Below are 21,032 nucleotides of genomic sequence, written 5' to 3'. Positions count from 1 at the left end.
ATGCGCTACTTCAGGCAGTCGATCAGCGCCTGCTGCCAGTGCGGCTGGCTGACGTGCCACTCGCGTTGCAGGCGGCTGCAATCGAGGCGCGAGTTCAGCGGGCGGCGAGCCGGGGTCGGATAGTCGCTGGAGGCGATTGGCAACAGCTTGGCGCAGGGCAGGCCTTGAACCTTGAGTTGCTCGCCAATGGCCTGGGCAAAACCGAACCACGAGGTCTCCCCTTGCGCGGTCAGGTGATAGACACCCCAGGCACCGGCCTGGCCAGCCTGCCAGCGTTCGACCAGGGCACGGGTGCTGCGGGCGATGGTGCCCGCCCAGGTCGGCGCGCCGATCTGGTCGGCGACGATGCGCAGCTCGGGCTTATCCTGCAGCAGGCGCTGCATGGTCAGCAGGAAGTTGCGTCCGTGGCGTGAGTACACCCAGCTGGTACGCAGGATCAGATGCTGGCCACCTACCGCGGCAATCGCCTGTTCGCCGGCCAGCTTGCTGTGGCCGTAGACGCCGAGCGGGTTGGGCTCGTCGCCCTCCGTGTAAGGGGTGGCCTTGCTGCCATCGAACACGTAGTCGGTGGAGTAGTGGATCAGCGGAATGCCAAGCTTCGCGGCTTCCTCGGCAAAAATGCCAGGGGCCTGGGCGTTGATCGCAAAGGCCAGATCCGGCTCGTTTTCGGCCTGATCCACCGCAGTGTGGGCCGCGGCGTTGATGATCAGGTCGGGCTTGAGCTGCTGCACCTGGCCACGGATGGCTTCGGGGTACGCCAGGTTGAGCTGGTCACTGCCCAGGACGTGCAACTGCGCCAGGTTGCCCAGTTGCTGTTGCAGCGCCTGGGAAACCTGGCCGTTGCGGCCGGCGATAAGGATGCGCGGTTGGCTGTGCTTCACGGGAACAGGTCTGCCTCATGCAGGAACTTGCCGACCTGGTCCTTGGCTGAAAGCACCGGTGCGCTTTCAAGTTCCCAGTCGATCGCCAGGTCCGGGTCATCCCAGCGGATGCAGCGCTCGGCAGACGGCACATAGTAGTCAGTGGTCTTGTAGAGAAACTCGGCGAAGTCGCTCAGCACCAGAAAACCATGGGCAAAGCCCTTGGGAATCCACAACTGGCGATTGTTCTGGGCCGAAAGCCTGACACTGACCCAACGGCCAAAGGTCGGTGAGTGGCGGCGGATATCGACGGCCACATCCAGCACTTCGCCTGCAGTTACCCGCACAAGCTTGTCCTGGGTATGTTCAACCTGGTAATGCAAACCGCGCAGCACATTTTTTTGTGAGCCGGAATGATTGTCCTGAACAAAGTGGGCATCGATGCCTGTTGCTTCCTGGAACGAGCGCTCATTGAAGCTCTCGAAGAAAAAGCCTCGTTCATCACCGAAGACCTTCGGCTCGATCACAAGAACATCAGGCAGCGCGCTGGCTGTTACTTTCATTAACGTTTCCCTACGAGACCGAACAGGTACTGACCGTAGCCGGTCTTGCCGAACATCTTGCCTCGCTCCAGCAGATGCGCTTCATCGATCCAGCCCTGCTGGTACGCGATTTCTTCAAGGCAGGCGACCTTGAGGCCCTGACGGTGTTCGATGGTCTGCACGTATTGCGATGCTTCCAGGAGACTGTCGTGGGTGCCGGTGTCCAGCCAGGCGAAACCGCGCCCGAGCAACTGGACATTGAGGTCGCCGCGCTTGAGATAGGCGTTGTTGATGTCGGTGATCTCCAGCTCGCCGCGTGGCGAAGGTTTGACCGCCTTGGCGATCTCGACCACGTCGTTATCGTAGAAATACAGGCCTGTCACTGCGTAACTGGACTTGGGTTGTGCCGGTTTCTCTTCGATGGAAAGGGCGCGGCCTTCATCGTCGAATTCGACGACGCCGAAACGCTCCGGGTCCTTGACCCAGTAGCCGAACACGGTGGCACCGGCACCCTGCTGGGCTGCCTTGCGCAACTGCGGAGTGAAGCCCTGACCGTGGAAAATGTTGTCGCCCAGGATCAGGCACACCGAATCATCACCAATGAATTCTTCGCCGATCAGGAAGGCCTGTGCCAGGCCGTCCGGAGAGGGCTGCTCGGCATAGCTCATTTCGATACCGAACTGGCTGCCATCACCCAGCAGTTGCTTGTAGTGCGGAAGATCCTGCGGGGTGGAGATCAACAGGATTTCGCGAATACCGGCCAGCATCAGTACCGAGATCGGGTAGTAGATCATCGGTTTGTCGTAGATCGGCAGCAGTTGCTTGGAAACACCCAGGGTGATGGGGTGCAGGCGGGTGCCGGAGCCGCCCGCCAGGACGATACCTTTGGTCATGCAATCAGATCCTTGAATTCGCTGGCGCCCAGGCGCTGGCCTTGATAACTGCCGTCTTGTACCCGCTGGCACCATTGCAGGTTGTCCAGGTACCACTGTACGGTCTTGCGCAGCCCGGTCTCGAAGGTTTCTTCGGGAACCCAGCCCAGTTCACGCTCGATCTTGCTGGCATCGATCGCGTAGCGCTGGTCGTGGCCAGGGCGATCCTGAACGTAGGTGATCAGGTCGGCGTAGTTGGCAATGCCAGCCGGACGTTGTGGCGCCAGCTCTTCGAGCAGGGCACAGATGCCGCGTACGACGTCGATGTTCTTCTGCTCGTTGTGGCCGCCAATGTTGTAGGTCTCGCCAACTTTGCCTTCGGTTACCACCTTGAGCAGGGCGCGGGCATGGTCTTCGACGAACAGCCAGTCACGCACCTGCAGGCCGTTGCCATACACAGGCAACGGCTTGCCCGCCAGGGCATTGAGGATCACCAGCGGAATGAGTTTTTCCGGGAAGTGGAACGGCCCGTAGTTGTTCGAGCAGTTGGTGATCAGCACCGGCAGGCCATAGGTGCGCTGCCAGGCGCGGACCAGGTGGTCGGACGCAGCCTTGCTGGCGGAGTAGGGCGAGCTTGGAGCGTAAGGCGTGGTTTCGGCGAACAGGTCATCGACGCCATGCAGGTCGCCATACACTTCGTCGGTGGAAATGTGATGGAAGCGGAACGCGCCACGCTCATCGGCCGGCAAGCCCAGCCAGTAGGCGCGGGTGGCCTCGAGCAGGCTGTAGGTGCCGACGATATTGGTCTGGATGAAGTCCGAAGGGCCGTCAATCGAGCGGTCGACATGCGACTCTGCCGCCAGGTGCATGATCGCATGTGGCTTGAAGCGCTCAAGCACAGCGCTAACGGTGGCCTGATCGACGATATCCGCCTGGACGAACTCATAGCGGGTGTCGGTCGCGATACTGGTCAGCGATTCCAGATTGCCTGCATAGGTCAGTTTGTCGAGGTTGAGCACTTCGTGCTCGGTATTGGTGATCAGGTGACGCACCAGCGCCGAGCCGATAAAGCCGGCCCCGCCGGTGATAAGAATTCGCATGTCGGACTGCCTTTCTTCCGTAACTGACATTGAACTTAGGGTGCACAGCTTGTGGCCGGGTGCAGGCAGGCGCAAGCAAAAAGCGCCGAACAGTCCTTCTTACCCGGGCTGCTCGATGAAACTGAGCAAATGTTGCGCAATTTTAGCCGTTATTCTTGCCAACCGGCACAAGCAGTGGCGATATAGGCAACAAAAAAATGAGGTCCCCTGCCCATGTCGCTCAGTACCCTGATCCATCGCTCCAGCCAGCCATGCCCTGAAGTCAGTGAACAGCAGGCCGCAACCCTGTTGCAGGAACACTTTGGCCTGAGCGGCTCATTGCAGGCATTGGGCAGCCAGCAAGACCTGAATTTTCTTATCGATTCGGACCATGGGCGCTACGTGCTGAAGGTTTGCCATGGCGCCTATGCCGAGCAGGAACTGCAAGCCCAGCATGCCGCCCTCGGCTTCCTGCGCGATCAGGGGCTGCCAGTGCCTGCGGTGCAGGCTGCCCGATCCGGTGAGCAACTGCTGACGGTGACTGTCGACGGCCAACCGCTACGCGTGCGCCTGCTCGACTATATAGAAGGCCAGTCACTGACCCGCATCAAGCACATGGAGCCGCGTCTGGTGGCGGAACTCGGCCGCCTGTGCGCGCGGGTCGACCAGGCTCTGGCCAGTTTCACTCACCCGGGCCTTGAGCGCATATTGCAATGGGATCCGCGCCATGCCCAGGCGTTGATCGATCACCTGTTGCCGATACTGGATAACAACCCGCAGCAAGCCAGGGTAAAAGCCGCCGCAGATCAGGCCTGGGAACATCTGCAGCCGTTGATCAACGATCTGCCATCGCAAGCCGTGCACCTGGACATCACCGATGACAACGCCGTGTGGGCGCGCGATGAGCAGCGCCAGTGGCAACTGCAGGGGGTCATCGATTTCGGCGACCTGATGCACACCTGGCGCATTGCCGACCTCTCGGTCACCTGCGCGGCCTTGCTGCACCACGCCGAAGGCGATCCCCTGCGCATCTTGCCGGCGATCGAGGCTTATCATGCGCTCAACCCGCTGAGCGCCGCCGAACTCAACGCCTTGTGGCCATTGGTGGTGGCCCGCGCTGCGGTGCTGGTGCTAAGCAGCGAGCAACAACTGAGCATCGACCCCGGCAACAGCTACAGCCGGGACAATCTGGCCCATGAGTGGGAAATTTTCGACGTCGCTACCAGTGTGCCGTTCGAACTGATGCAGGCGGCGATTATGCAGGCGAGCGGGCATGAGCTGCCTGCGCTGGCGCTGGAAGGCTCGGCGCCACTCCTGCCGAACCCGGTGGCTGCCCAGGTGATTGGTGTGGACCTGGGCGTGCTAAGCGAGCATTACCAGGCCGGCAACTGGGAGCAAGCCGGCATTGACCAGCGCTTGCTGGCGCAGCAGGCCAGTGCTTCAGGCGCTGCCAGCAGCCTGTATGGGCAGTATCGTCTGTCGCAGACCCACATCGACAATCCCGCGGAACCTGCGACGTTCGCCCTGCATGTCGAACTGCATCTGCCTTGCGCCACGGTGCTCCAGGCTCCTTGGGCCGGGACCTGGCACCAGTATGGCGAAGACAGCGGCTGCCTTGAGGGCAGTGAATGCAGCCTGTGGTTGCACGGGCTGGATCAGACGCCGGCCGACGGGCAGGCATTGGCCATCGGACAGTCTCTGGGCGCCACTGGCGCATTGTTGACGGTCCAGTTATGCCGGGTGGCCGGCTTGTATCCACCAGCTTTTGTCGTGCCTTCGCGGGCCCAGGCCTGGCAGGCACTGTGCCCCTCGCCGCAAGCCATCCTCGGCTTTGCCTGCGACGCCGAACCGCTGGTCGATGCCCAGGCTTTGCTGGCTCGGCGCGATGCCAGTTTCGCCCGCTCGCAAAAACACTATTACCAGCAGCCGCCGCATATCGAGCGCGGCTGGCGCAACTACTTGTTCGACATGCAGGGGCGGGCCTACCTGGACATGCTCAACAACGTTGCGGTGCTCGGCCACGGGCACCCGCGCATGGTCGCCGAGTCGGCGCGGCAATGGTCGTTGCTCAATACCAACTCGCGTTTTCATTATGCCGCCATCGCCGAATTCTCCGAGCGCTTGCTGGCCCTGGCACCAAGCGGCATGGACCGGGTATTTCTGGTCAACAGCGGCACCGAGGCCAACGATCTGGCGATCCGCCTGGCCTGGGCCTACAGCGGTGGGCGTGACCTGCTGAGCGTACTTGAGGCCTATCACGGCTGGTCGGTGGCCACCGATGCGATTTCCACCTCCATCGCCGACAACCCCCAGGCCTTGAGCACCCGGCCGGACTGGGTTCACCCGGTGATTGCGCCCAACACCTATCGCGGCGCCTACCGTGGCGCCGAGAGCGCCGCCGACTATCTGCGCGACGTCGATGCCAAGCTCGACGCGCTGGCTGCCGAGCAGCGGCAACTGGCCGGGTTCATCTGCGAGCCGGTGTACGGCAATGCCGGCGGCATCTCGTTGCCTGCGGGTTACCTGCAGCAAGCCTATGCCAAGGTGCGTGCTGCGGGCGGGGTATGCATCGCCGACGAAGTGCAGGTCGGCTATGGCCGGCTGGGCACCTGGTTTTGGGGTTTTGAAGAGCAGGGCGTGGTGCCGGACATCATCACCATGGCCAAGGGCATGGGCAACGGCCAGCCACTGGGCGCGGTCATCACCCGCCGCGAGATTGCCGAGGCGCTGGAAGCCGAGGGCTATTTCTTCTCCTCCGCCGGCGGCAGCCCAGTCAGTTGCCGAATCGGCATGGCCGTGCTTGATGTCATGGAAGAAGAAGGGCTATGGGACAACGCCCGGGAAGTCGGCGGCTACTTCAAGTCACGGCTGCAACAATTGGTCGATAAACATCCGCTGGCGGGTGCCGTGCACGGCTCCGGCTTCTACCTGGGGCTGGAACTGGTGCGTGACCGCCAGAGCCTGGAGCCGGCCAGTGCCGAGACTACCCTGCTGTGCAACCGCCTGCGTGACCTGGGTATCTTCATGCAGCCTACGGGCGATTACCTCAACATCCTCAAGATCAAGCCGCCGATGTGCACCACCCGCGCGAGCGTGGACTTCTTCGTCGACAGCATCGACCGGGTACTGTTGGAAGACCTGTAACCCTTGAGCTAAAGCCGGTTAATACGATTGTTATCGAATTAACCGGCTTTTTTACGCCTGATATTTTCTATTTGCCACTTTTAAAGTCGATATTTATCGGATATAAATGCCTCCATTATTACCAGGGTGGCCTGGCCTTGTTGGCCCGAGCACCTGCCGAGGAGGAATGCATGAGCCGCACTGTCACTGTTGCCGCCACCCAGATGGCCTGCTCCTGGGACCGCCAGGGCAACCTGGAAACCGCCGAGCGGCTGGTCCGCGAAGCGGCTGCCAAGGGCGCGCAGATCATCCTGATCCAGGAACTGTTCGAAACCCCGTACTTCTGCCAGAAGCCCAATCCGGACTACCTGCAACTGGCCACAGCGGTTGAAACCAACGCCGCCCTCGGCCATTTCCAGAAGCTCGCCAAGGAGCTGCAGGTGGTGCTGCCGATCAGCTTCTACGAGCTGGCCGGGCGTGCGCGTTTCAACAGCATCGCGATCATCGATGCCGACGGAAGCAACCTCGGTGTGTACCGCAAGACCCACATTCCGGATGGCCCCGGCTACCACGAAAAGTACTACTTCAACCCGGGCGACACCGGCTTCAAGGTCTGGCAGACCCGCTACGCGAAAATCGGCGTCGGCATCTGCTGGGACCAGTGGTTCCCCGAGTGCGCACGCAGCATGGCCCTGCTCGGCGCCGAGGTGCTGTTCTACCCGACCGCAATCGGTAGCGAGCCGCACGACCAGAGCATCTGCTCGCGCGACCACTGGCAGCGTGTGCAGCAAGGTCATGCCGGTGCCAACCTGATGCCGCTGGTGGCCAGTAACCGTATCGGCCGCGAACAACAGGACGGCTACGACATCACCTTCTACGGCTCCTCCTTCATCGCCGACCAGTACGGCGAGAAGGTCCAGGCGCTGAACGAGACCGAGGAGGGTGTGCTGGTGCATACTTTCGACCTCGATAAACTTGAGCACACCCGCAGTGCCTGGGGTACTTTCCGCGACCGTCGTCCGAATCTGTACGGCCCGCTGAAGACCCTCGACGGCGCGCTGCAATCCTGAAAGTTCAGCAAGGATCCTCTATGAAAACGCTTACCAGTACCCCGCGCGCCGACGGCTTCCACATGCCTGCCGAATGGGCGCCACAAACCCAGGTCTGGATGGTCTGGCCCGAGCGCCCGGACAACTGGCGCCTGGGTGGCAAGCCGGTACAGGCTGCCCACGTGACCCTGGCCAAGGCCATCGCCCGTTTCGAGCCGGTGACCGTTGCCGTCTCGGCCGCGCAGTACGACAACGCCCGGGCCCGCCTGGACCTGCCGAACATCCGCGTGGTGGAAATCAGCAACGACGACGCCTGGGTGCGTGATACCGGCCCGACCTTCGTCATCAACGACAGCGGTGAAGTACGCGGCGTCGACTGGGGGTTCAATGCCTGGGGCGGCTTCGAGGGTGGCCTGTACGCGCCGTGGAACCGCGACGAGCAACTGGCCAGCAAGGTGCTGGAGATGGAGCGCTGCCAGCGCTACCACACCGAAGGCTTCGTGCTCGAAGGCGGCTCGATCCATGTCGACGGTGAAGGCACCCTGATCACCACTGAAGAATGCCTGCTCAACCACAACCGCAACCCGCACCTGAACCGCGAGCAGATCGAAGCCATCCTGCGTGACCACCTGGCCGTGGACAGCATCATCTGGCTGCCCGATGGTCTGTACAACGACGAAACCGACGGCCACGTCGACAACTTCTGTTGTTACGTCCGCCCAGGAGAAGTGTTACTGGCCTGGACCGATGATCCGCAAGACCCCAACTATGCACGCTGCCATAGCGCACTTGAGGTGCTGGAAAACAGCCGTGACGCCAAAGGTCGAGCCTTCACCGTGCACAAGATGCCGATTCCGGGGCCGCTGTTCGCCACTGAAGAAGAGTGCGCCGGGGTCGATCCGGTGGCCGGCAGCCAGGAGCGCAACCCGTCGGTGCGCCTGGCTGGCTCCTACGTCAACTTCCTGATCGTCAACGGTGGCATCATCGCCCCGAGCTTCGACGACCCGGCAGATGCCGAGGCTAGAGCGATTCTGGCGCGGGTGTTCCCTGACCATGAAGTGGTCATGATCCCCGGGCGCGAGATGCTCCTGGGCGGCGGCAACATCCATTGCCTGACCCAGCAACAACCGGCGCCAGCCAAAGGCTGAAGTGCAGTAAGAAAACAGCCCGTCGATTGACGGGCTTTTTTATGCGTGGACGACGACCGGCATAGTCTTCTGGCACACCTCTTGTATTTGTTTTGCATTGTATTTCAAACAGATAGACCAGCATGGTTCTGTCACAAAGTTTGAGTAGGTTAGCCGCTCACGGCCCCAGGGAGTACGTGTCGAAATGAATGCAGCAAGTGAGCCGGCTTCGCCCCCATCAGCGGTGAATCACGAGTCCCTCCAGCGCGTGGCGCAATGGTTGAAACACCATGGAGCAAACCGGGTCAGGAAGGCCGATCAGCGTCGCTCGTTACTGGCGCGTTATCCGGCAGGCCTGCTGAGCGAGGCAGAGCTGGAAGCGCTGCTGGGTGATGGCAGCCGCTAGAGGGTTCGGCAACAACAATGAAAAGGGCGGCATTGCCTGAACAATACCGCCCTTTTTTATTGCCTGGTGTTTAGAAGCTGTAGGTGCCGGTCACGATCAGGCTGCGCGGGTCGCCAAACTGGATCTGCGCGGCGCTGGTGGCCGAGCTGTAGTAGGTTTTATCGGTGATGTTGTTGAGCGCCGCGCGCAGGTCCCAGTCCTTGGTACGAAAGCCCGCCAGCGCGTCCCAACGGCCATAGCCGGGCAGCACGGCGGTGTTCTGGTTGTCGGCATAGCGCTCGCCGACCAGGGTCAGGCCGGTTTCGCCGTACCAGCCCATTTCCGGTTTCCAGGTAACGAACAGGCTGCCGTTGCGCTTGGCAACGTTGCTCACGCGGTTGCCTTCCTGGCCGTTGTTGTCCTCGACGATGGTTGCATCCTGGATACCGATACCGCCGCGTACGTACCAGTTGCCAACGATGTTGCCGGTGGCGGTCAGCTCGACGCCGCGTGAGCGCTGCAGGCCGCTGAGCAAGGTGATGCCCGGGTTGTTCGGGTCGCTGGTGCGGCGGTTGTAGAGTTCCAGCTCATAGACCGCCAGAGTGGTGCTCAGGCGTTCGTCGAGCCAGTCGCTCTTGACCCCGATTTCCTTCTGCCGGGTCTGCTCCGGGCTGGTTTCGTTGGTATTGCCGGCCGCACCCGGGGTAATGCCGATCAGGCCGCCGCCGACTGGCGAGAAGGTCTTGCTCCAGGAGGCATAGAAGGAGTGTTCCTTCCACGGCGAATAGACCACGCCCAGACGCGGGCTGGTGCTGTTGCTGTCCTGCTTCTCGGAGATACCGCGGACCTTGTTGGTGGTTTGCACTTCGAACTGGTCGAAACGCACCCCGGCCAGCACTTGCCACTGATCATTCAGGCGCAGTTGGTCCTGAAGGTACAGGCCGCGGCTGTCGACCACGGTGTGGTTGTTGCTGGAGACCACCATGGTGCCGTTGTGCTGCAGGTTACGGTTGGGGTTGTTCAGGTCCAGGCCCGGCACCGGGCGAGCGCCTGCGCCGGAAGTCGCTGCAGTGTATAGGATCGGATCGCGGCGCTGGTTACCGAACTCAAGGCCGGTGAGCAGGGTGTGCTGCAGGCCGAAGGTGTCGAAATTGCCTTCCAGTTCCAGGTTGTTGAACAGGTTGCGGGTGTTCAGGTCCTGCTGCCAGCGCTGGCGGGTAACCTGGTTGGTGGTGGCGTTGTAGCCGGTCAGGTAAGTGTTGTCGAAATCGCTGTTGAGCTTGAACAGGCCCAGGGTGTGGCGCACTTGCCAGGTGTCGTTGAGCTGGTAGTTCAGGCGCGAGCGCAGCGATTGCGCCTTGTCGTCGATGAAGTCGCGCTGGGTATCGCCGTAGGTGGTGTCGCGACCAACGTCGGCCGGGCGGCCGTTGACACTGGGGATGCCGCGATCGGGGGTACGGTTGTAGCGGCTGTACTCGTATTGCACCAGCCAGTTCAGCTGCGGTGTCAGCTGCCAGCTCATCGAGGGAGCGAACAGCTGGCGGCTGCCGTCGATGCCGTCGCGGAAACTGTTGTTGTCCTGGTTGCCCATGTTCAGGCGCAGGCTGATGTTGTCGCTCGGGTCGGCGCTGAGGTCGGCATACAGGCTGCGCAGGTCCTCGCTGCCGCCCTGGGCCTCGATGCTGGAACGGCGGCCGGCTTCCGGCATCTTGCTCACCCGGTTGACGATCCCGCCCTGGCTGCCACGGCCATAGAGCACCGCGGCAGGGCCCTTGAGTACCTCGACCCGCTCGATATTGTGCAGGTCGCGCACGTATTGGCTGTCGTCGCGAATACCGTCGAGGTAGAAGTCGTTGCTGGCATCGAAGCCACGGATGCGCACGCTGTCAAAGCGCGTATCGGCGCCGCTGCTGACGTTGGGGATGCCGCTCAGGGCTTTGCCAAGGTCGTTGCTGCCGTAATCCAGCACGTTGCTGGTCTTCACCGAATCGATAGCCTGCGGCACGTAGCGGGCGGGCGTGGCGGTACGGGTTGCGGTGCTGACTTCACGTACCCGCGGGTCATCGCGTTCACGGTCAGACTCGGCGGTAACCGAGACTTCGGGCAACGTGGTGGTGGCAGCAGTGACCAACCCTGAGCTGAAAAACAGCGACAGGCCCAGGGTCAGGGGAGAGAGGCGGCAAGGGGCAAGCATGACGGACATCCGGGCATTTATTAGAGTGAGGAAATTTTGCGCGAATGATAATGCTTGCCATTTACTAACGTTAATTGTTTCTGGATCTATCGACGAGCTGTTTGTTTCAAAATATTTCTGTCTATCAGCCTTTAGTTTTAGCGGTGAATTTGTACTGTTTTTCGCAACAAAGCTGTAACCCGTGCAGCGTTTTTCGCAACCTTCATCCGGCCTAACCTGACGTCATCATTTTTTCAGGAGGCGCTCATGCCGGTACAAACCACCCTTCACTATGTGTTCGATCCGCTGTGCGGCTGGTGCTACGGCGCCGAGCCGTTGATCAATGCGGCCAGCGGGCTGATGCCGGTTGTGCTGCACGGTGGCGGGATGATGGCCGGAGCCAATCGCCAGAAGGTCTCGGCGCAGTTGCGCGACTTCGTCATGCCCCATGACCGGCGTATTGCCGAGTACACCGGGCAGCCCTTCGGCCAGGACTACTTCGAGGGCCTGTTGCGTGACAACGACGCCGTCTTCGATTCACAGCCACCCATAGCGGCGATCCTGGCAGCAGAGCAGCTCGCCGGGCGTGGCCTGGAGTTGCTGGCGCGCTTGCAGCGTGCGCACTACGTGGAAGGCCGGCGGATTGCCGATGATGGCGTGCTCAAGGCCATCGCCGCCGAGATGGGCCTGCCTGCACCCGCCTTTGCCAGTGCATTGCGCGATGTGGATACCCAGAGCCATATGCGCACCAGTCGTGCGTTCATGGCCAGCGTCGGTGGCCAGGGCTATCCAACCCTGGTGCTGGAACGCGAAGGGCGGCTGCAGGTCATCGACATCGGTCCTTTCCTCGGCAAGCCTGAGGCCTTCGTGCATTGGCTGGACAGGGAGTTCTATCTGAGCGCGGAGAAAGATACCGCAAACGCGGCGTTCTGTGCCGCGGATGGCTGCGATCTGTAAGCAGAAACACTTACTTTTCACGAATTTTTGACATGCTGATCCGCACACGGATAGGATTCGGTCAACGCCTGTAGGCCCATCGGCCAAGAGTCCAGAAAAAAGGCCCGCTGCGAACACTCGCAGGCGGGCTTTTTATTTTCAGACCCGTGAGCGTCAACCCACGCAGGGGGCGTGGTTTTTGGCGTTTGGTCGCAGAGCGTCTTTGACTAAGTAATAAGGAAAATAAAATGTTGAAAACCAGGATCAGTCTGGTCGCGCTGGGGCTTATGGCCGCGACTCAGGCTATGGCCAATGACCAGGCCGAGGCCAAGGGCTTCGTAGAAGACAGCAAAGCCAGCGTTCTGCTGCGCAATGCCTTCATCAATCGTGACAAGAAGCACCATACCAACGACCAGAGCGAGTGGGGCCAGGCCTTCATCGGCAAGTTCTCCTCCGGCTACACCCAGGGCACCGTTGGTGTCGGTGTCGACGCCTTCGGCCTGTACGCAGTGCGTCTGGACGGTGGTAAAGGCCGCAACGGCGGTGGCGGTATCGACTTCTTCAAGCCGGCGGACGGCGACTCGCCGACCAACCAGCAGAACTCCCCGCACAACCTGGCCCGTGGTGGCGCAGCAATCAAGTTCCGCATCTCCAACACTGTACTGAAGTACGGTGACCAGATGCCTGAGCTGCCAGTGCTGCAGTACGACGATGGTCGCCTGCTGCCAGAAAGCTACACCGGTACCCTGATCACCTCCAAGGAGATCAAGGGCCTGGAACTGAACGCCGGTCGTTTCACCCAGGAAGCCCGTAAAAGTGCTGAAGGCCGTGACAGCGGTGGCCTGAAGTCGATCAACGTATTCGGCGGCAGCTACAAGTTCAGCGAAAACCTCTCGGCGTCGCTGTACACCTCCGACGTCGAAGACGTGCTGAAGAAGCACTACCTGGGCGTGAACTACGTTCACCCGATCGCCGACGACCAGTCGCTGACCCTGGACTTCAACGGCTACAAGTCGGACATCGACAAGAAGTACGTCGCTGCCGCCGACCTGACCGGTGACTCCAACACCATCTGGAGCCTGGCGGCTACCTACGCCTTCGGCCCGCACTCGATCACCATCGCCCACCAGCGCAGCACTGGCGACACCGGTTATCAGTACGGCTTCTACCAGAACGCCGGTGGCGTGGGTGACGGTGGCTCGACCATCTACCTGGCCAACTCCTACTGGTCCGACTTCAACGCTGAAGACGAGCGTTCCTGGCAGCTGGGCTACGGCCTGGACTTCGGCGCCTTTGGCGTACCGGGCCTGACCTACAAAGTGGCCTACGTGCGTGGTGACAACATCAACACCCACGGCTTCGGCGAAGGTAAAGAGCGCGAAATCTTCAACCAGTTCAAGTACGTGGTTCAGGAAGGCCCGGCCAAGGACCTGTCCGTCAAACTGCGTAGCTCGTTCCTGCGTACCTCCGAAAGCGTTCGTCAGAACGGCTACAACGACGACGGCAACGAAGTTCGCGTGTTCGTCGAGTACCCGATCAGCATCCTCTGATAGCTGTCTGGTGTCTCCAGCAACCCCGGCCTAGGCCGGGGTTGTTTGTTTTCGCCGCACAGCAGGTTTGATCGCCTGCACCTCGCCGCTCTCCGGCTCGAAGCTGTCGCTGCGGGCCATGCGCCACATCCGTGCATAGAATTCACTGTCGATCGAGCCGCTGAGCAACTCACCGGGCTTGAGGAACACATGCAACTGCGAAAACAGGCGGATCTCGCTGGCGCTGATGCGCCGCACCAGGTGCTTGGGCTTGAGCTCGGCCGGATGGTCCAGGCCGGCAGCAGCCAGCATTTCGGCCAGGGCATGCAGGGTGTTGCGATGGAAGCTGTAAACCCTGTCGGCCTTTTCCGGCACCACCAGGGCGCGTTGGCGTAACGGATCCTGGGTCGCCACGCCGGTCGGGCATTTGTTGGTGTGGCAGCTTTGCGACTGGATGCAGCCGATGGCGAACATGAAGCCGCGGGCCGAGTTGACCCAGTCGGCGCCAATGGCCAGCACGCTGGCGATGTCGAAGGCGCTGACGATCTTGCCGCCGGCACCAATGCGAATCTTGTCGCGCAGGTTCAGGCCCACCAGGGTGTTGTGCACGAACATCAGCCCTTCGCGCATCGGCACGCCGATGTTGTCGCTGAACTCCCGTGGCGCGGCGCCGGTGCCGCCTTCCTTGCCGTCGACGACAATGAAGTCCGGGACGATGCCGGTAGCCAGCATGGCCTTGGCGATACCCATGAATTCCCACGGGTGGCCAAGGCAGAACTTGAAGCCCACCGGTTTACCGCCAGACAGCTCGCGCAACTGGCCAATGAACTGCAGCAGTTGCACGGGGCTACGGAAGGCGCTGTGCGCCGCCGGTGAGATGCAGTCCTGGCCCATCAGCACGCCACGGGTGGCGGCGATTTCGGCGCTGACCTTGTGCCCAGGCAGGATCCCGCCGTGGCCGGGTTTGGCGCCCTGGCTGAGCTTGACCTCGATCATTTTCACCTGTGGGTCGCCGGCCTGTTCGGCGAAACGCTGCGGATCGAAACGACCCTCCGGGGTGCGGCAGCCAAAATAGCCGCTGCCGATTTCCCAGATCAGGTCGCCACCGTGCTCGCGGTGATGGGGGCTGATGCTGCCTTCGCCGGTGTCATGGGCGAAGCGGCCACGTTTTGCGCCCTTGTTCAGCGCGGCAATGGCATTTGCACTGAGTGCCCCAAAGCTCATCGCCGAGATATTGAAGATCGACGCCGAGTAAGGTTGGCGGCACTGCGGGCCGCCGATGTTGATGCGAAATGAGGCAGGGTCGGGGGTTTCGACTGGCAGCATGGAATGGCTGATGAACTCGAAGCCTGGCCGGTAGACATCGTTGAGCGTACCAAAGGCCTTCTCGGCGCTCTCGTTCTTGGCCCGTGCATACACCAGCGAGCGCTGGGCCCGGGAGAACGGCAGCTTGTCATCGTCGCCTTCCAGCAAGTACTGGCGGATCTCCGGGCGGATGGTTTCGATCAGGTAGCGAATGTTGCCCAGGATCGGGTAGTTGCGCCGCACCGCGTGGTGGCTCTGGCGCAGGTCATTGAGGCCGACCAGGCTGAGCAGGGCGCTGATCAGGGTGAACGGCCACAACCAGGAATGGGCAGAAACAAACGGCAGGCTGGCAAAACTGAAAACGAGACAGCCGACAAGGCAGGCGTAGCGGCTGGGAAGCGAAGCTTTCATGGATCTTCCGCTGATATGAGAGATCCTTCCTAGGATAGGCAAAGCGTCCCGCCAGAAAACCAGTGGTTTCGGTAAAACACTTTTATCCCGGGCGTGCTTGCCAGAGGGCCGTGCTCATGCGCAGGGTGTGGTTGCCCGGGCAAGTATTTGCAGAAACGCCTCGGCTGCCCGCGAGCGCCGCTGGCGGTGGCTGATGGCGAGCAGGTCGATGCTGGCGGCTGCTTCGTTCAGGGGCCGGTAGCACACGCCGCGCTGGTTCAGGGCACGGGTGCAGGCAGGCACCAGGGCAATGCCCTGGCCGGCGGCTACCAGGGCAATGATCGAAGTGATCTGCCGTCCGCGCGGGCCCCGCAGCAAGGGCAATTGGCAATGCTGGAACAAGCGCTCGATGGCATCGTTGAGCCCGGTGCCTTGCTCGTCGGTGTACAGCACCACAGGATGCGCTTGCAGCTGGGTGAGGCTGATGGTGTCGAGTGCCGCCAGCGGATCGTTCGTGGCCAGTGCCACCAGCAGCGGCTCCTGGTCGAGTGGCTGGACGTGCAGCTCCGTGAACTCCTGGGGTGGCAACAGCCGACTGAGGCCGATTTCCAGGGTGCCTTCGACGATGTTGCGCCATTGCGCGCTGGAGGCTTCTTCAACCAGGGTCAGGCGAACCTGCGGGTAGGCGTGGGAAAACTGCTGGATTGCCTGGGTGAAGTGGTCACTCAAGGCCACCGAGCTGGCATAGCCGATGCTCAACTGCCCGGCTGTGCCGGCGGCCAGCTTGGCGGCGAAGCTTTCGCTGCGTGTCAGTTGCTCCAGTACCCCGCGGGCGTAAGGCAGGAACTGCTGGCCTTCGCCGGTCAGACTGACTGCACGGCTGCTGCGCTCGAACAGGCGAAAACCCAGCTGGCTTTCCAGGGCCGAGATCTGCCGGGTCAGTGCCGGTTGCGCCAGGTGCAGGCGCTGCGCGGCGCGGCCGAAATGCAGGTCGTCGGCGACGGCAATGAAATAGCGCAGCTTTCGCACATCGAGCATGTTGCACCTTGAGGTATCAATCGGTCGGAAATCGGTATTGGCCAGTGCCAATGACCGCACCTTATAAACAATACTCGTCACTGTAACGAGTTTTCCCATGCAATCGCGCCTGTCTGCCGCACGAATCGCGATGTTCCTCTGCGGATGCGCCGCGTTTCTGCCGCTCTACGCTACCCAGGGCATCCTCGCCGAGCTGGCGCAGAGCTTCGCCGTGGATGCGCGGCACGTCAGCTGGAGCATCACCGCCACGACCCTGGCCGTGGCCCTGGTCGCGCCCTTCGTCGGCGTGCTGACCCGGCGCTGGAGCCAGAAGACCGTGCTGGTGGCGGCAACCCTGTTGCTCAGCGTGCCGGGCTTGATGCTGGCAGGGGCCAGTGACCTCAACAGCCTGCTGTTCTGGCGCTTTGTCCAGGGCATGCTGATCCCGGTGATCTTCGCCACCAGCGTGGCTTACGTCGGCGAGCGCTGGCAGGGGGCGAAAGTCACCGAAGTTACCAGCCTGTACGTCGCCGGGACCATTCTCGGCGGTTTCGCCGGGCGTTTTCTGACCGGGGTCATGACCCAATACCTGGGCTGGCGCGAAGCGTTCATCCTGCTGGCGTTGCTGACCGTGCTGATCGGCCTGAGCATTCACCGGCTGCTGCCCAGCGGCGCGCGCCTGATCGAAATCACCATCGCCAACAGTCGTATCAGCATGCTGCGCAACCGACCGTTGCTGGCGGCCTATCTGGTTGGTTTCTGTGTGCTGTTTTCGCAGATCGCCACCTTCACCTATGTCGGCCTGCACCTGCTGGCCGCGCCGTTCAACCTTGGCGTTGCCGCGCTGGGTTCGGTTTATGCGGTGTTTTTGCTGGCGCTGGTGGTCACGCCGATTGCCGGCAAGCTGGCCAGCGCCAGGCCGCCGGCGCACTTGGTGGTATTCGCCGGGGTACTGGGGCTGCTGGGCTCGATGCTGACCTTGCTCAGCAGCCTGTGGTGGATCGTGCTGGGGCTGGCGCTCAGTTCCACCGGCGTGTTCCTGGCCCAGGCGGCGGCCAATGCCTTTGTTACGTCCACTGCCAGGCACAACAAGGCCGGCGCGGTGGGCTGCTATCTGACGTTCTATTACCTGGGCGGCAGCGTCGGTGCGCTGTTGCCGGCGCTGCTGTGGCAGCGCTGGGGCTGGTCAGGCTGTGTGCCGCTGATCATGGCCGCGCAGTTGCTGGTGATGCTGATCGCCTGGTTCGGCTGGCAGCCCACCGATTCCACCGACAAGAACGCGTTCAAAGAAACCGCTGACCCCTCCATTACAAGGACGTAAATACGCCAATGAACACCGTGATAGCCCTGCACAGCAAGCTGCTTTCGATCGTCGAGCCGGTCCTCAATGACATGCCGGCCAGCACCCTCAAGCACGCGTTGTTCGAAGCCTTCTGGGCGGTAGAAGAAGAGCTGATGGAGATTGAAAAGGCCTTTGCCCTGTTGACTGAGCGCAAGCATTCACCGGCAGTGCTGCGCAAGTTCTTCGCCAGCTGGTCGAAAACCAACAACTCCGCGGCCAGTGTCTCGGGCCTTGCCAACCGCCTGACCCTGCTGGCCCGCTCCGACGCCGGCTCCATGGCTGCCGACCAGCTGTATCGGGCCTGCGGCAGCCTGCAGCGGATCACCGATGAAGACCTCGGGGCCCTGGGCAATACCCTGCACGCCGATTTGTTCTACAACATGGCGACGCCCCTCTGCGGTGATGATCAGTGGATGCTCAAGGCCAACTGCCTGCCTTCGGCCCAGTCCTTCAAGGACTGGACCGATCGCCAGCGCCTGCGCGAGCGCGACCTGCTGCAAGGCCTGCTGACCACCCTGGTGCATGAGGTTTATACCCACGGCGAGGTCGAGTTCATCCATCCGTTGTTCAAGCAGTGGTTCGTCCGTGACATGGGCATACCGGCAGAGCGCGCGCGGGCAACGGTGGCCTGGGTCACCGTGCACACTGGCGGCACCGAGAGCAATCATTTTGCCCACGCGGTGGCGGCGGTCGAGCAGTTTGTCGAAGCCATGCAGATCAATATCGACCAGGCGGCGGCGCGAGAGATTTTCGAGCACTACCTGCGGTTGAAGGCTGGCGTGATGAAGGAATGCGCCGAGCTGTTGCACTGACCGCTGGATAGGCCGCGCGCAGGCACAGTTCGCTGCCGGCTGAACCCAACTCCGGCAGTTTTATAACGGTCGTGGAGCTAGGCCATGCTACAAGGCAGCTCCACTTCGCCGAGTGACGTCCGAGCATGTCCGCCATCCGTACCGAACAAGCTGCCCCTGGCTTTGGCCTGCTGTGCCTGGCCAGCTACCTGCTGTCGTTGTCCTATGGCTCGACCTTCCTGTTGTCGCTGTTGGTCAGCAGCCGTGGCGGCAACGAGCAGGATGCCGGGCAGATCATTTCAGTTGCCATGCTTAGCACCATCGTCGCCGTACTTGGCAGTGGCCATCTGGCCGACCGCTTGGGTTCGGCACGAGCCATCGCCCTGTCGGCGCTGAGCCTGGTGGCGGCTTGCCTGGGCTTCGCCCTGGTGCCTGGCACCGGCGCGGGCTTGATGCTCTGCGGCCTGATGCTGGGCCTGGGTTGGGGGGCTTTTTACACCCTGGGCCCGATCCTGGTGGCCGAGCGGGTCGAAGCCCAGCGGCGTACCCACTGCTTCGCTTTGCTCTCGGGCAGCATGATGAGCGGCATCGGTTCCGGGCCGCTGGCGGGCAAGCTGGCAGCGCTGTTGCAACTGCCGGTGCAGACGGCGTTCTACACCGCCGCGGGTGCCGCAGTCGCGGGCCTGCTGATCTTCAACCATCTGGCCCGCCAGCCACGGCACGCCACTCAGCCGGTTGGCATCAGCCGCCGCGCTGGCGCAACCGTACTGGCCTCGCCCGCACGCTGGCCGGTTCTCATGGTCGGCCTGGGCGGCGCGATCTTCGGTGGTCTGGGCAGCTTCCAGACCTCTTATGCCGCCGGGCGCGGCCTGGATTATTCGCTGTTCTTCATCGGCTTCATGAGTGCGGCCATCAGTTGCCGTTTGCTGATCGCCGGCTGGGTGGTCAAGCGTGATGCCTACCGTGCCTCGTGCCTGCTCTCGGGCTTTATCGTGCTCGCCGTGCTGGCGCTGGGCTGGTGGGTACAGGGCAACCTTGGCTATCTGCTGGCCGCAGCGCTGCTGGGGGTTGGATACGGTCTGAACTATTCGGTAATCAACGGCCTGGCCGCCAACCAGGCACCGCCCGGGCATACCCCGCAGGCCTTGCTGCTATTCAGCCTGGCGTACTTTCTCGGGGTGTTCGGCTTTCCCTGGCTGGCCGGGCAGCTGATCGTCAGCGGCGGCACCGAGGCGATGATGCTGTGCCTGCTGCTGGTGGCGTTGCTCAACTGGGCGGTCAGCCTTGGCCGCCTGTTCGGGCGCAGGCGCGCCCGTAACGTTGCGCAGGCGTTACTGGTCCGGGGCGATGGCAAACATTAACTGGTCGGCTTCCAGGTAAACGATCGCCTCGCGGCCGATGACATCCACCGGGCGAGCGGCAACTGCCTCATGCTCGGGGACGATCTTCTCCAGGCGCTTGGTCACCAGGTCGACCCTCCAGATGCAGGCGAAGCCGCCGTTGTTGTCGAAGTACAGGACCGGCCGGGTCGGGCTCCAGGTCGGGTTGACCAGGCTCCAGCCGCCGGCATCCTTGTCCATCACCCGGTCGTAGGGGTTGCTGTCGCCGGTAAGGTGCGGGTAATAGATCAGCAGGCCGGAGTTATCGTGGTTGAGGTCGCCGCTGATCTGCGCCTTGGCGAAACGCTTGCTGTTGGACTCGGCCGCGTACAGTTGCGTTGAAGGCTGCGGCGTGGCCTTGGAACCCAGTGTGTAGGCCATGCTTTGCTGCGCCTCGCCGCTCATTTTCTGCCGGTAGTAGAACACCCCGTCAATGATCCCGGCATAGCGCCGGCCCTGATCGTTGGCGGTGATACTGTTCCAGCCATCAAAGCGCACATTGCGCGCGAACGGGTGCAGGCCAGGGCGTGCGTCGGAGTATTCGTAGAGGGTGCCGATCGGGCGGCTGTCATAGATATTGCCGGGGTTGCTGCCTTCGTCATCCTGCTTTTCGGCAACGAACAGCACCACGTTCAGCACGCCATCGAGGGTGGCAACGTCCACCAGATAGGCAAAACTGTCTTCGCTCATGTCGGCAACGGTGGCCAGGGGAAAGCGCTGCCACGGCTCATCCTCGACCTGGGTATAACGCTGGTCGCGGGGCAGGGGCTGCAGGCTTTTGGGATCAACCTGGGAGAGTGCCGGTACTGGCGTCAGCAGTTTGATCTGCTGGTCGTAGGCGACTTCCAGGCAGGCGGCAGTCTCGCAGCGGTTACGCACCTCGCGCAGCCAGAAGTTTTCCAGCTCGCGGAAGATCTTGCGGTCCTTGAGCGGCTTGTAGCGCTCGTTGAGCGTGTCGTCCTTGGCCGACAGCGACGGTGTGGTGCAGATCGCGGTTTCCAGCAGGGTGCTGGCCTTGCTGCAGTCAAAGCCTGCGGCAAGGGTCGCGGGGCTGTGCAGGCAGGCAGCGAACAGGGCAGCAGGAAGCAAGCGCGCGGCGGCTTTCATCGGACATCCATGTGAGGTTGAGCAGG

At 62.1% G+C, this 21,032-nt stretch carries 17 protein-coding genes; 9 read left to right on the top strand and 8 right to left on the bottom strand.

Annotation, left to right across the window (positions count from 1 at the left end; all coding sequences use genetic code 11):
* Nucleotides 1–5 precede the first annotated feature (5 nt).
* From rfbD to rfbB, 4 genes are read right to left on the bottom strand one after another with little or no spacing between them, the layout of a single operon-like run.
* A complete protein-coding gene (gene rfbD / locus LOY22_RS25340) occupies nt 6–881 on the bottom strand; it encodes a dTDP-4-dehydrorhamnose reductase (protein WP_213602961.1) in 876 nt (291 codons plus the stop codon).
* A complete protein-coding gene (rfbC, locus tag LOY22_RS25335) occupies nt 878–1,423 on the bottom strand; it encodes a dTDP-4-dehydrorhamnose 3,5-epimerase (protein ID WP_045201180.1) in 546 nt (181 codons plus the stop codon). Before rfbC ends, rfbD begins: the two co-directional genes overlap by 4 nt.
* The gene (gene rfbA, locus LOY22_RS25330; RefSeq protein WP_093378435.1) at nt 1,423–2,295 is read right to left on the bottom strand and encodes a glucose-1-phosphate thymidylyltransferase RfbA; all 873 of its coding nucleotides are present in this window, start codon (nt 2,293–2,295) and stop codon (nt 1,423–1,425) included. Before rfbA ends, rfbC begins: the two co-directional genes overlap by 1 nt.
* On the bottom strand, nt 2,292–3,374 hold the full coding sequence (gene rfbB, locus LOY22_RS25325; RefSeq protein ID WP_258595296.1) for a dTDP-glucose 4,6-dehydratase: 1,083 nt from the start codon (nt 3,372–3,374) through the stop codon (nt 2,292–2,294). The genes rfbA and rfbB overlap by 4 nt, the downstream gene beginning before the upstream one ends.
* A 213-nt stretch (nt 3,375–3,587) precedes the next feature.
* Here rfbB and LOY22_RS25320 point away from each other — a divergent pair, with 213 nt between their 5' ends.
* From LOY22_RS25320 to LOY22_RS25305, 4 genes are all read left to right on the top strand, one after another.
* Nucleotides 3,588–6,497 carry an aminotransferase gene (locus LOY22_RS25320; protein WP_258595294.1) on the top strand — a complete coding sequence of 970 codons (2,910 nt, stop codon included), beginning with the start codon at nt 3,588–3,590 and terminating at the stop codon, nt 6,495–6,497.
* Nucleotides 6,498–6,667: 170 nt separating this feature from the next.
* The gene (aguB, locus tag LOY22_RS25315) at nt 6,668–7,546 is read left to right on the top strand and encodes an N-carbamoylputrescine amidase (RefSeq protein ID WP_258595292.1); all 879 of its coding nucleotides are present in this window, start codon (nt 6,668–6,670) and stop codon (nt 7,544–7,546) included.
* Nucleotides 7,547–7,566: 20 nt separating this feature from the next.
* Nucleotides 7,567–8,673, top strand: a complete 1,107-nt coding sequence (aguA, locus tag LOY22_RS25310) for an agmatine deiminase (RefSeq protein WP_195885252.1) — start codon at nt 7,567–7,569, stop codon at nt 8,671–8,673.
* Between the two features lie 184 nt (nt 8,674–8,857).
* Nucleotides 8,858–9,058 (top strand): hypothetical protein, encoded by a 201-nt coding sequence (locus tag LOY22_RS25305; RefSeq protein WP_045201186.1) that lies wholly within the window; start codon nt 8,858–8,860, stop codon nt 9,056–9,058.
* Nucleotides 9,059–9,128: 70 nt separating this feature from the next.
* Here LOY22_RS25305 and LOY22_RS25300 read toward each other — a convergent pair whose 3' ends face one another.
* A complete protein-coding gene (locus LOY22_RS25300) occupies nt 9,129–11,231 on the bottom strand; it encodes a TonB-dependent siderophore receptor (RefSeq protein ID WP_093378453.1) in 2,103 nt (700 codons plus the stop codon).
* A gap of 246 nt (nt 11,232–11,477) precedes the next feature.
* Between LOY22_RS25300 and LOY22_RS25295 the strand changes: the two genes are divergently transcribed.
* A complete protein-coding gene (locus LOY22_RS25295) occupies nt 11,478–12,167 on the top strand; it encodes a DsbA family protein (protein ID WP_093378455.1) in 690 nt (229 codons plus the stop codon).
* A gap of 227 nt (nt 12,168–12,394) precedes the next feature.
* On the top strand, nt 12,395–13,696 hold the full coding sequence (locus LOY22_RS25290; RefSeq protein ID WP_045201189.1) for an OprD family porin: 1,302 nt from the start codon (nt 12,395–12,397) through the stop codon (nt 13,694–13,696).
* A gap of 30 nt (nt 13,697–13,726) precedes the next feature.
* Here the strand turns inward: LOY22_RS25290 and LOY22_RS25285 are convergent, their stop codons facing one another.
* Complete coding sequence (locus tag LOY22_RS25285) at nt 13,727–15,391, bottom strand: FMN-binding glutamate synthase family protein (protein ID WP_093378458.1); 1,665 nt, start codon at nt 15,389–15,391, stop codon at nt 13,727–13,729.
* A gap of 114 nt (nt 15,392–15,505) precedes the next feature.
* Nucleotides 15,506–16,408 (bottom strand): LysR family transcriptional regulator, encoded by a 903-nt coding sequence (locus LOY22_RS25280; protein ID WP_093378461.1) that lies wholly within the window; start codon nt 16,406–16,408, stop codon nt 15,506–15,508.
* 97 nt (nt 16,409–16,505) lie between these two features.
* On the opposite strand from LOY22_RS25280, the gene LOY22_RS25275 reads away from it, so the two are divergent.
* The 3 genes from LOY22_RS25275 (at nt 16,506) to LOY22_RS25265 (ending at nt 19,881) form a co-directional block, all read left to right on the top strand.
* A complete protein-coding gene (locus tag LOY22_RS25275) occupies nt 16,506–17,708 on the top strand; it encodes an MFS transporter (protein ID WP_045201192.1) in 1,203 nt (400 codons plus the stop codon).
* Nucleotides 17,709–17,716: 8 nt separating this feature from the next.
* The gene (locus LOY22_RS25270) at nt 17,717–18,541 is read left to right on the top strand and encodes a hypothetical protein (protein ID WP_045201193.1); all 825 of its coding nucleotides are present in this window, start codon (nt 17,717–17,719) and stop codon (nt 18,539–18,541) included.
* Nucleotides 18,542–18,666: 125 nt separating this feature from the next.
* On the top strand, nt 18,667–19,881 hold the full coding sequence (locus tag LOY22_RS25265; RefSeq protein ID WP_093378464.1) for an MFS transporter: 1,215 nt from the start codon (nt 18,667–18,669) through the stop codon (nt 19,879–19,881).
* Here LOY22_RS25265 and LOY22_RS25260 read toward each other — a convergent pair.
* Entirely contained in the window at nt 19,852–21,006 is a 1,155-nt protein-coding gene (locus LOY22_RS25260; RefSeq protein WP_045201195.1) for a lysozyme inhibitor LprI family protein, read from the bottom strand. The genes LOY22_RS25265 and LOY22_RS25260 overlap by 30 nt on opposite strands.
* Between the last annotated feature and the right edge of the window lie 26 nt (nt 21,007–21,032).

It is taken from the genome of Pseudomonas sp. B21-035, assembly GCF_024748945.1.
Classification (GTDB): Bacteria; Pseudomonadota; Gammaproteobacteria; order Pseudomonadales; family Pseudomonadaceae; genus Aquipseudomonas.
Note: the sequence above shows the minus strand (reverse complement) of the source record. Positions and strands in the feature narration are given on the sequence as shown.

Bases quoted from the DNA above. Each gene is read 5' to 3' on its own strand.
- rfbC (WP_045201180.1), bottom strand. From the start codon at position 1,423: ATGAAAGTAACAGCCAGCGCGCTGCCTGATGTTCTTGTGATCGAGCCG.
- rfbA (WP_093378435.1), bottom strand. From the start codon at position 2,295: ATGACCAAAGGTATCGTCCTGGCGGGCGGCTCCGGCACCCGCCTGCAC.
- rfbB (WP_258595296.1), bottom strand. From the start codon at position 3,374: ATGCGAATTCTTATCACCGGCGGGGCCGGCTTTATCGGCTCGGCGCTG.
- LOY22_RS25320 (WP_258595294.1), top strand. From the start codon at position 3,588: ATGTCGCTCAGTACCCTGATCCATCGCTCCAGCCAGCCATGCCCTGAA.
- aguB (WP_258595292.1), top strand. From the start codon at position 6,668: ATGAGCCGCACTGTCACTGTTGCCGCCACCCAGATGGCCTGCTCCTGG.
- aguA (WP_195885252.1), top strand. From the start codon at position 7,567: ATGAAAACGCTTACCAGTACCCCGCGCGCCGACGGCTTCCACATGCCT.
- LOY22_RS25305 (WP_045201186.1), top strand. From the start codon at position 8,858: ATGAATGCAGCAAGTGAGCCGGCTTCGCCCCCATCAGCGGTGAATCAC.
- LOY22_RS25300 (WP_093378453.1), bottom strand. From the start codon at position 11,231: ATGCTTGCCCCTTGCCGCCTCTCTCCCCTGACCCTGGGCCTGTCGCTG.
- LOY22_RS25295 (WP_093378455.1), top strand. From the start codon at position 11,478: ATGCCGGTACAAACCACCCTTCACTATGTGTTCGATCCGCTGTGCGGC.
- LOY22_RS25290 (WP_045201189.1), top strand. From the start codon at position 12,395: ATGTTGAAAACCAGGATCAGTCTGGTCGCGCTGGGGCTTATGGCCGCG.
- LOY22_RS25285 (WP_093378458.1), bottom strand. From the start codon at position 15,391: ATGAAAGCTTCGCTTCCCAGCCGCTACGCCTGCCTTGTCGGCTGTCTC.
- LOY22_RS25280 (WP_093378461.1), bottom strand. From the start codon at position 16,408: ATGCTCGATGTGCGAAAGCTGCGCTATTTCATTGCCGTCGCCGACGAC.
- LOY22_RS25275 (WP_045201192.1), top strand. From the start codon at position 16,506: ATGCAATCGCGCCTGTCTGCCGCACGAATCGCGATGTTCCTCTGCGGA.
- LOY22_RS25270 (WP_045201193.1), top strand. From the start codon at position 17,717: ATGAACACCGTGATAGCCCTGCACAGCAAGCTGCTTTCGATCGTCGAG.
- LOY22_RS25265 (WP_093378464.1), top strand. From the start codon at position 18,667: ATGTCCGCCATCCGTACCGAACAAGCTGCCCCTGGCTTTGGCCTGCTG.
- LOY22_RS25260 (WP_045201195.1), bottom strand. From the start codon at position 21,006: ATGAAAGCCGCCGCGCGCTTGCTTCCTGCTGCCCTGTTCGCTGCCTGC.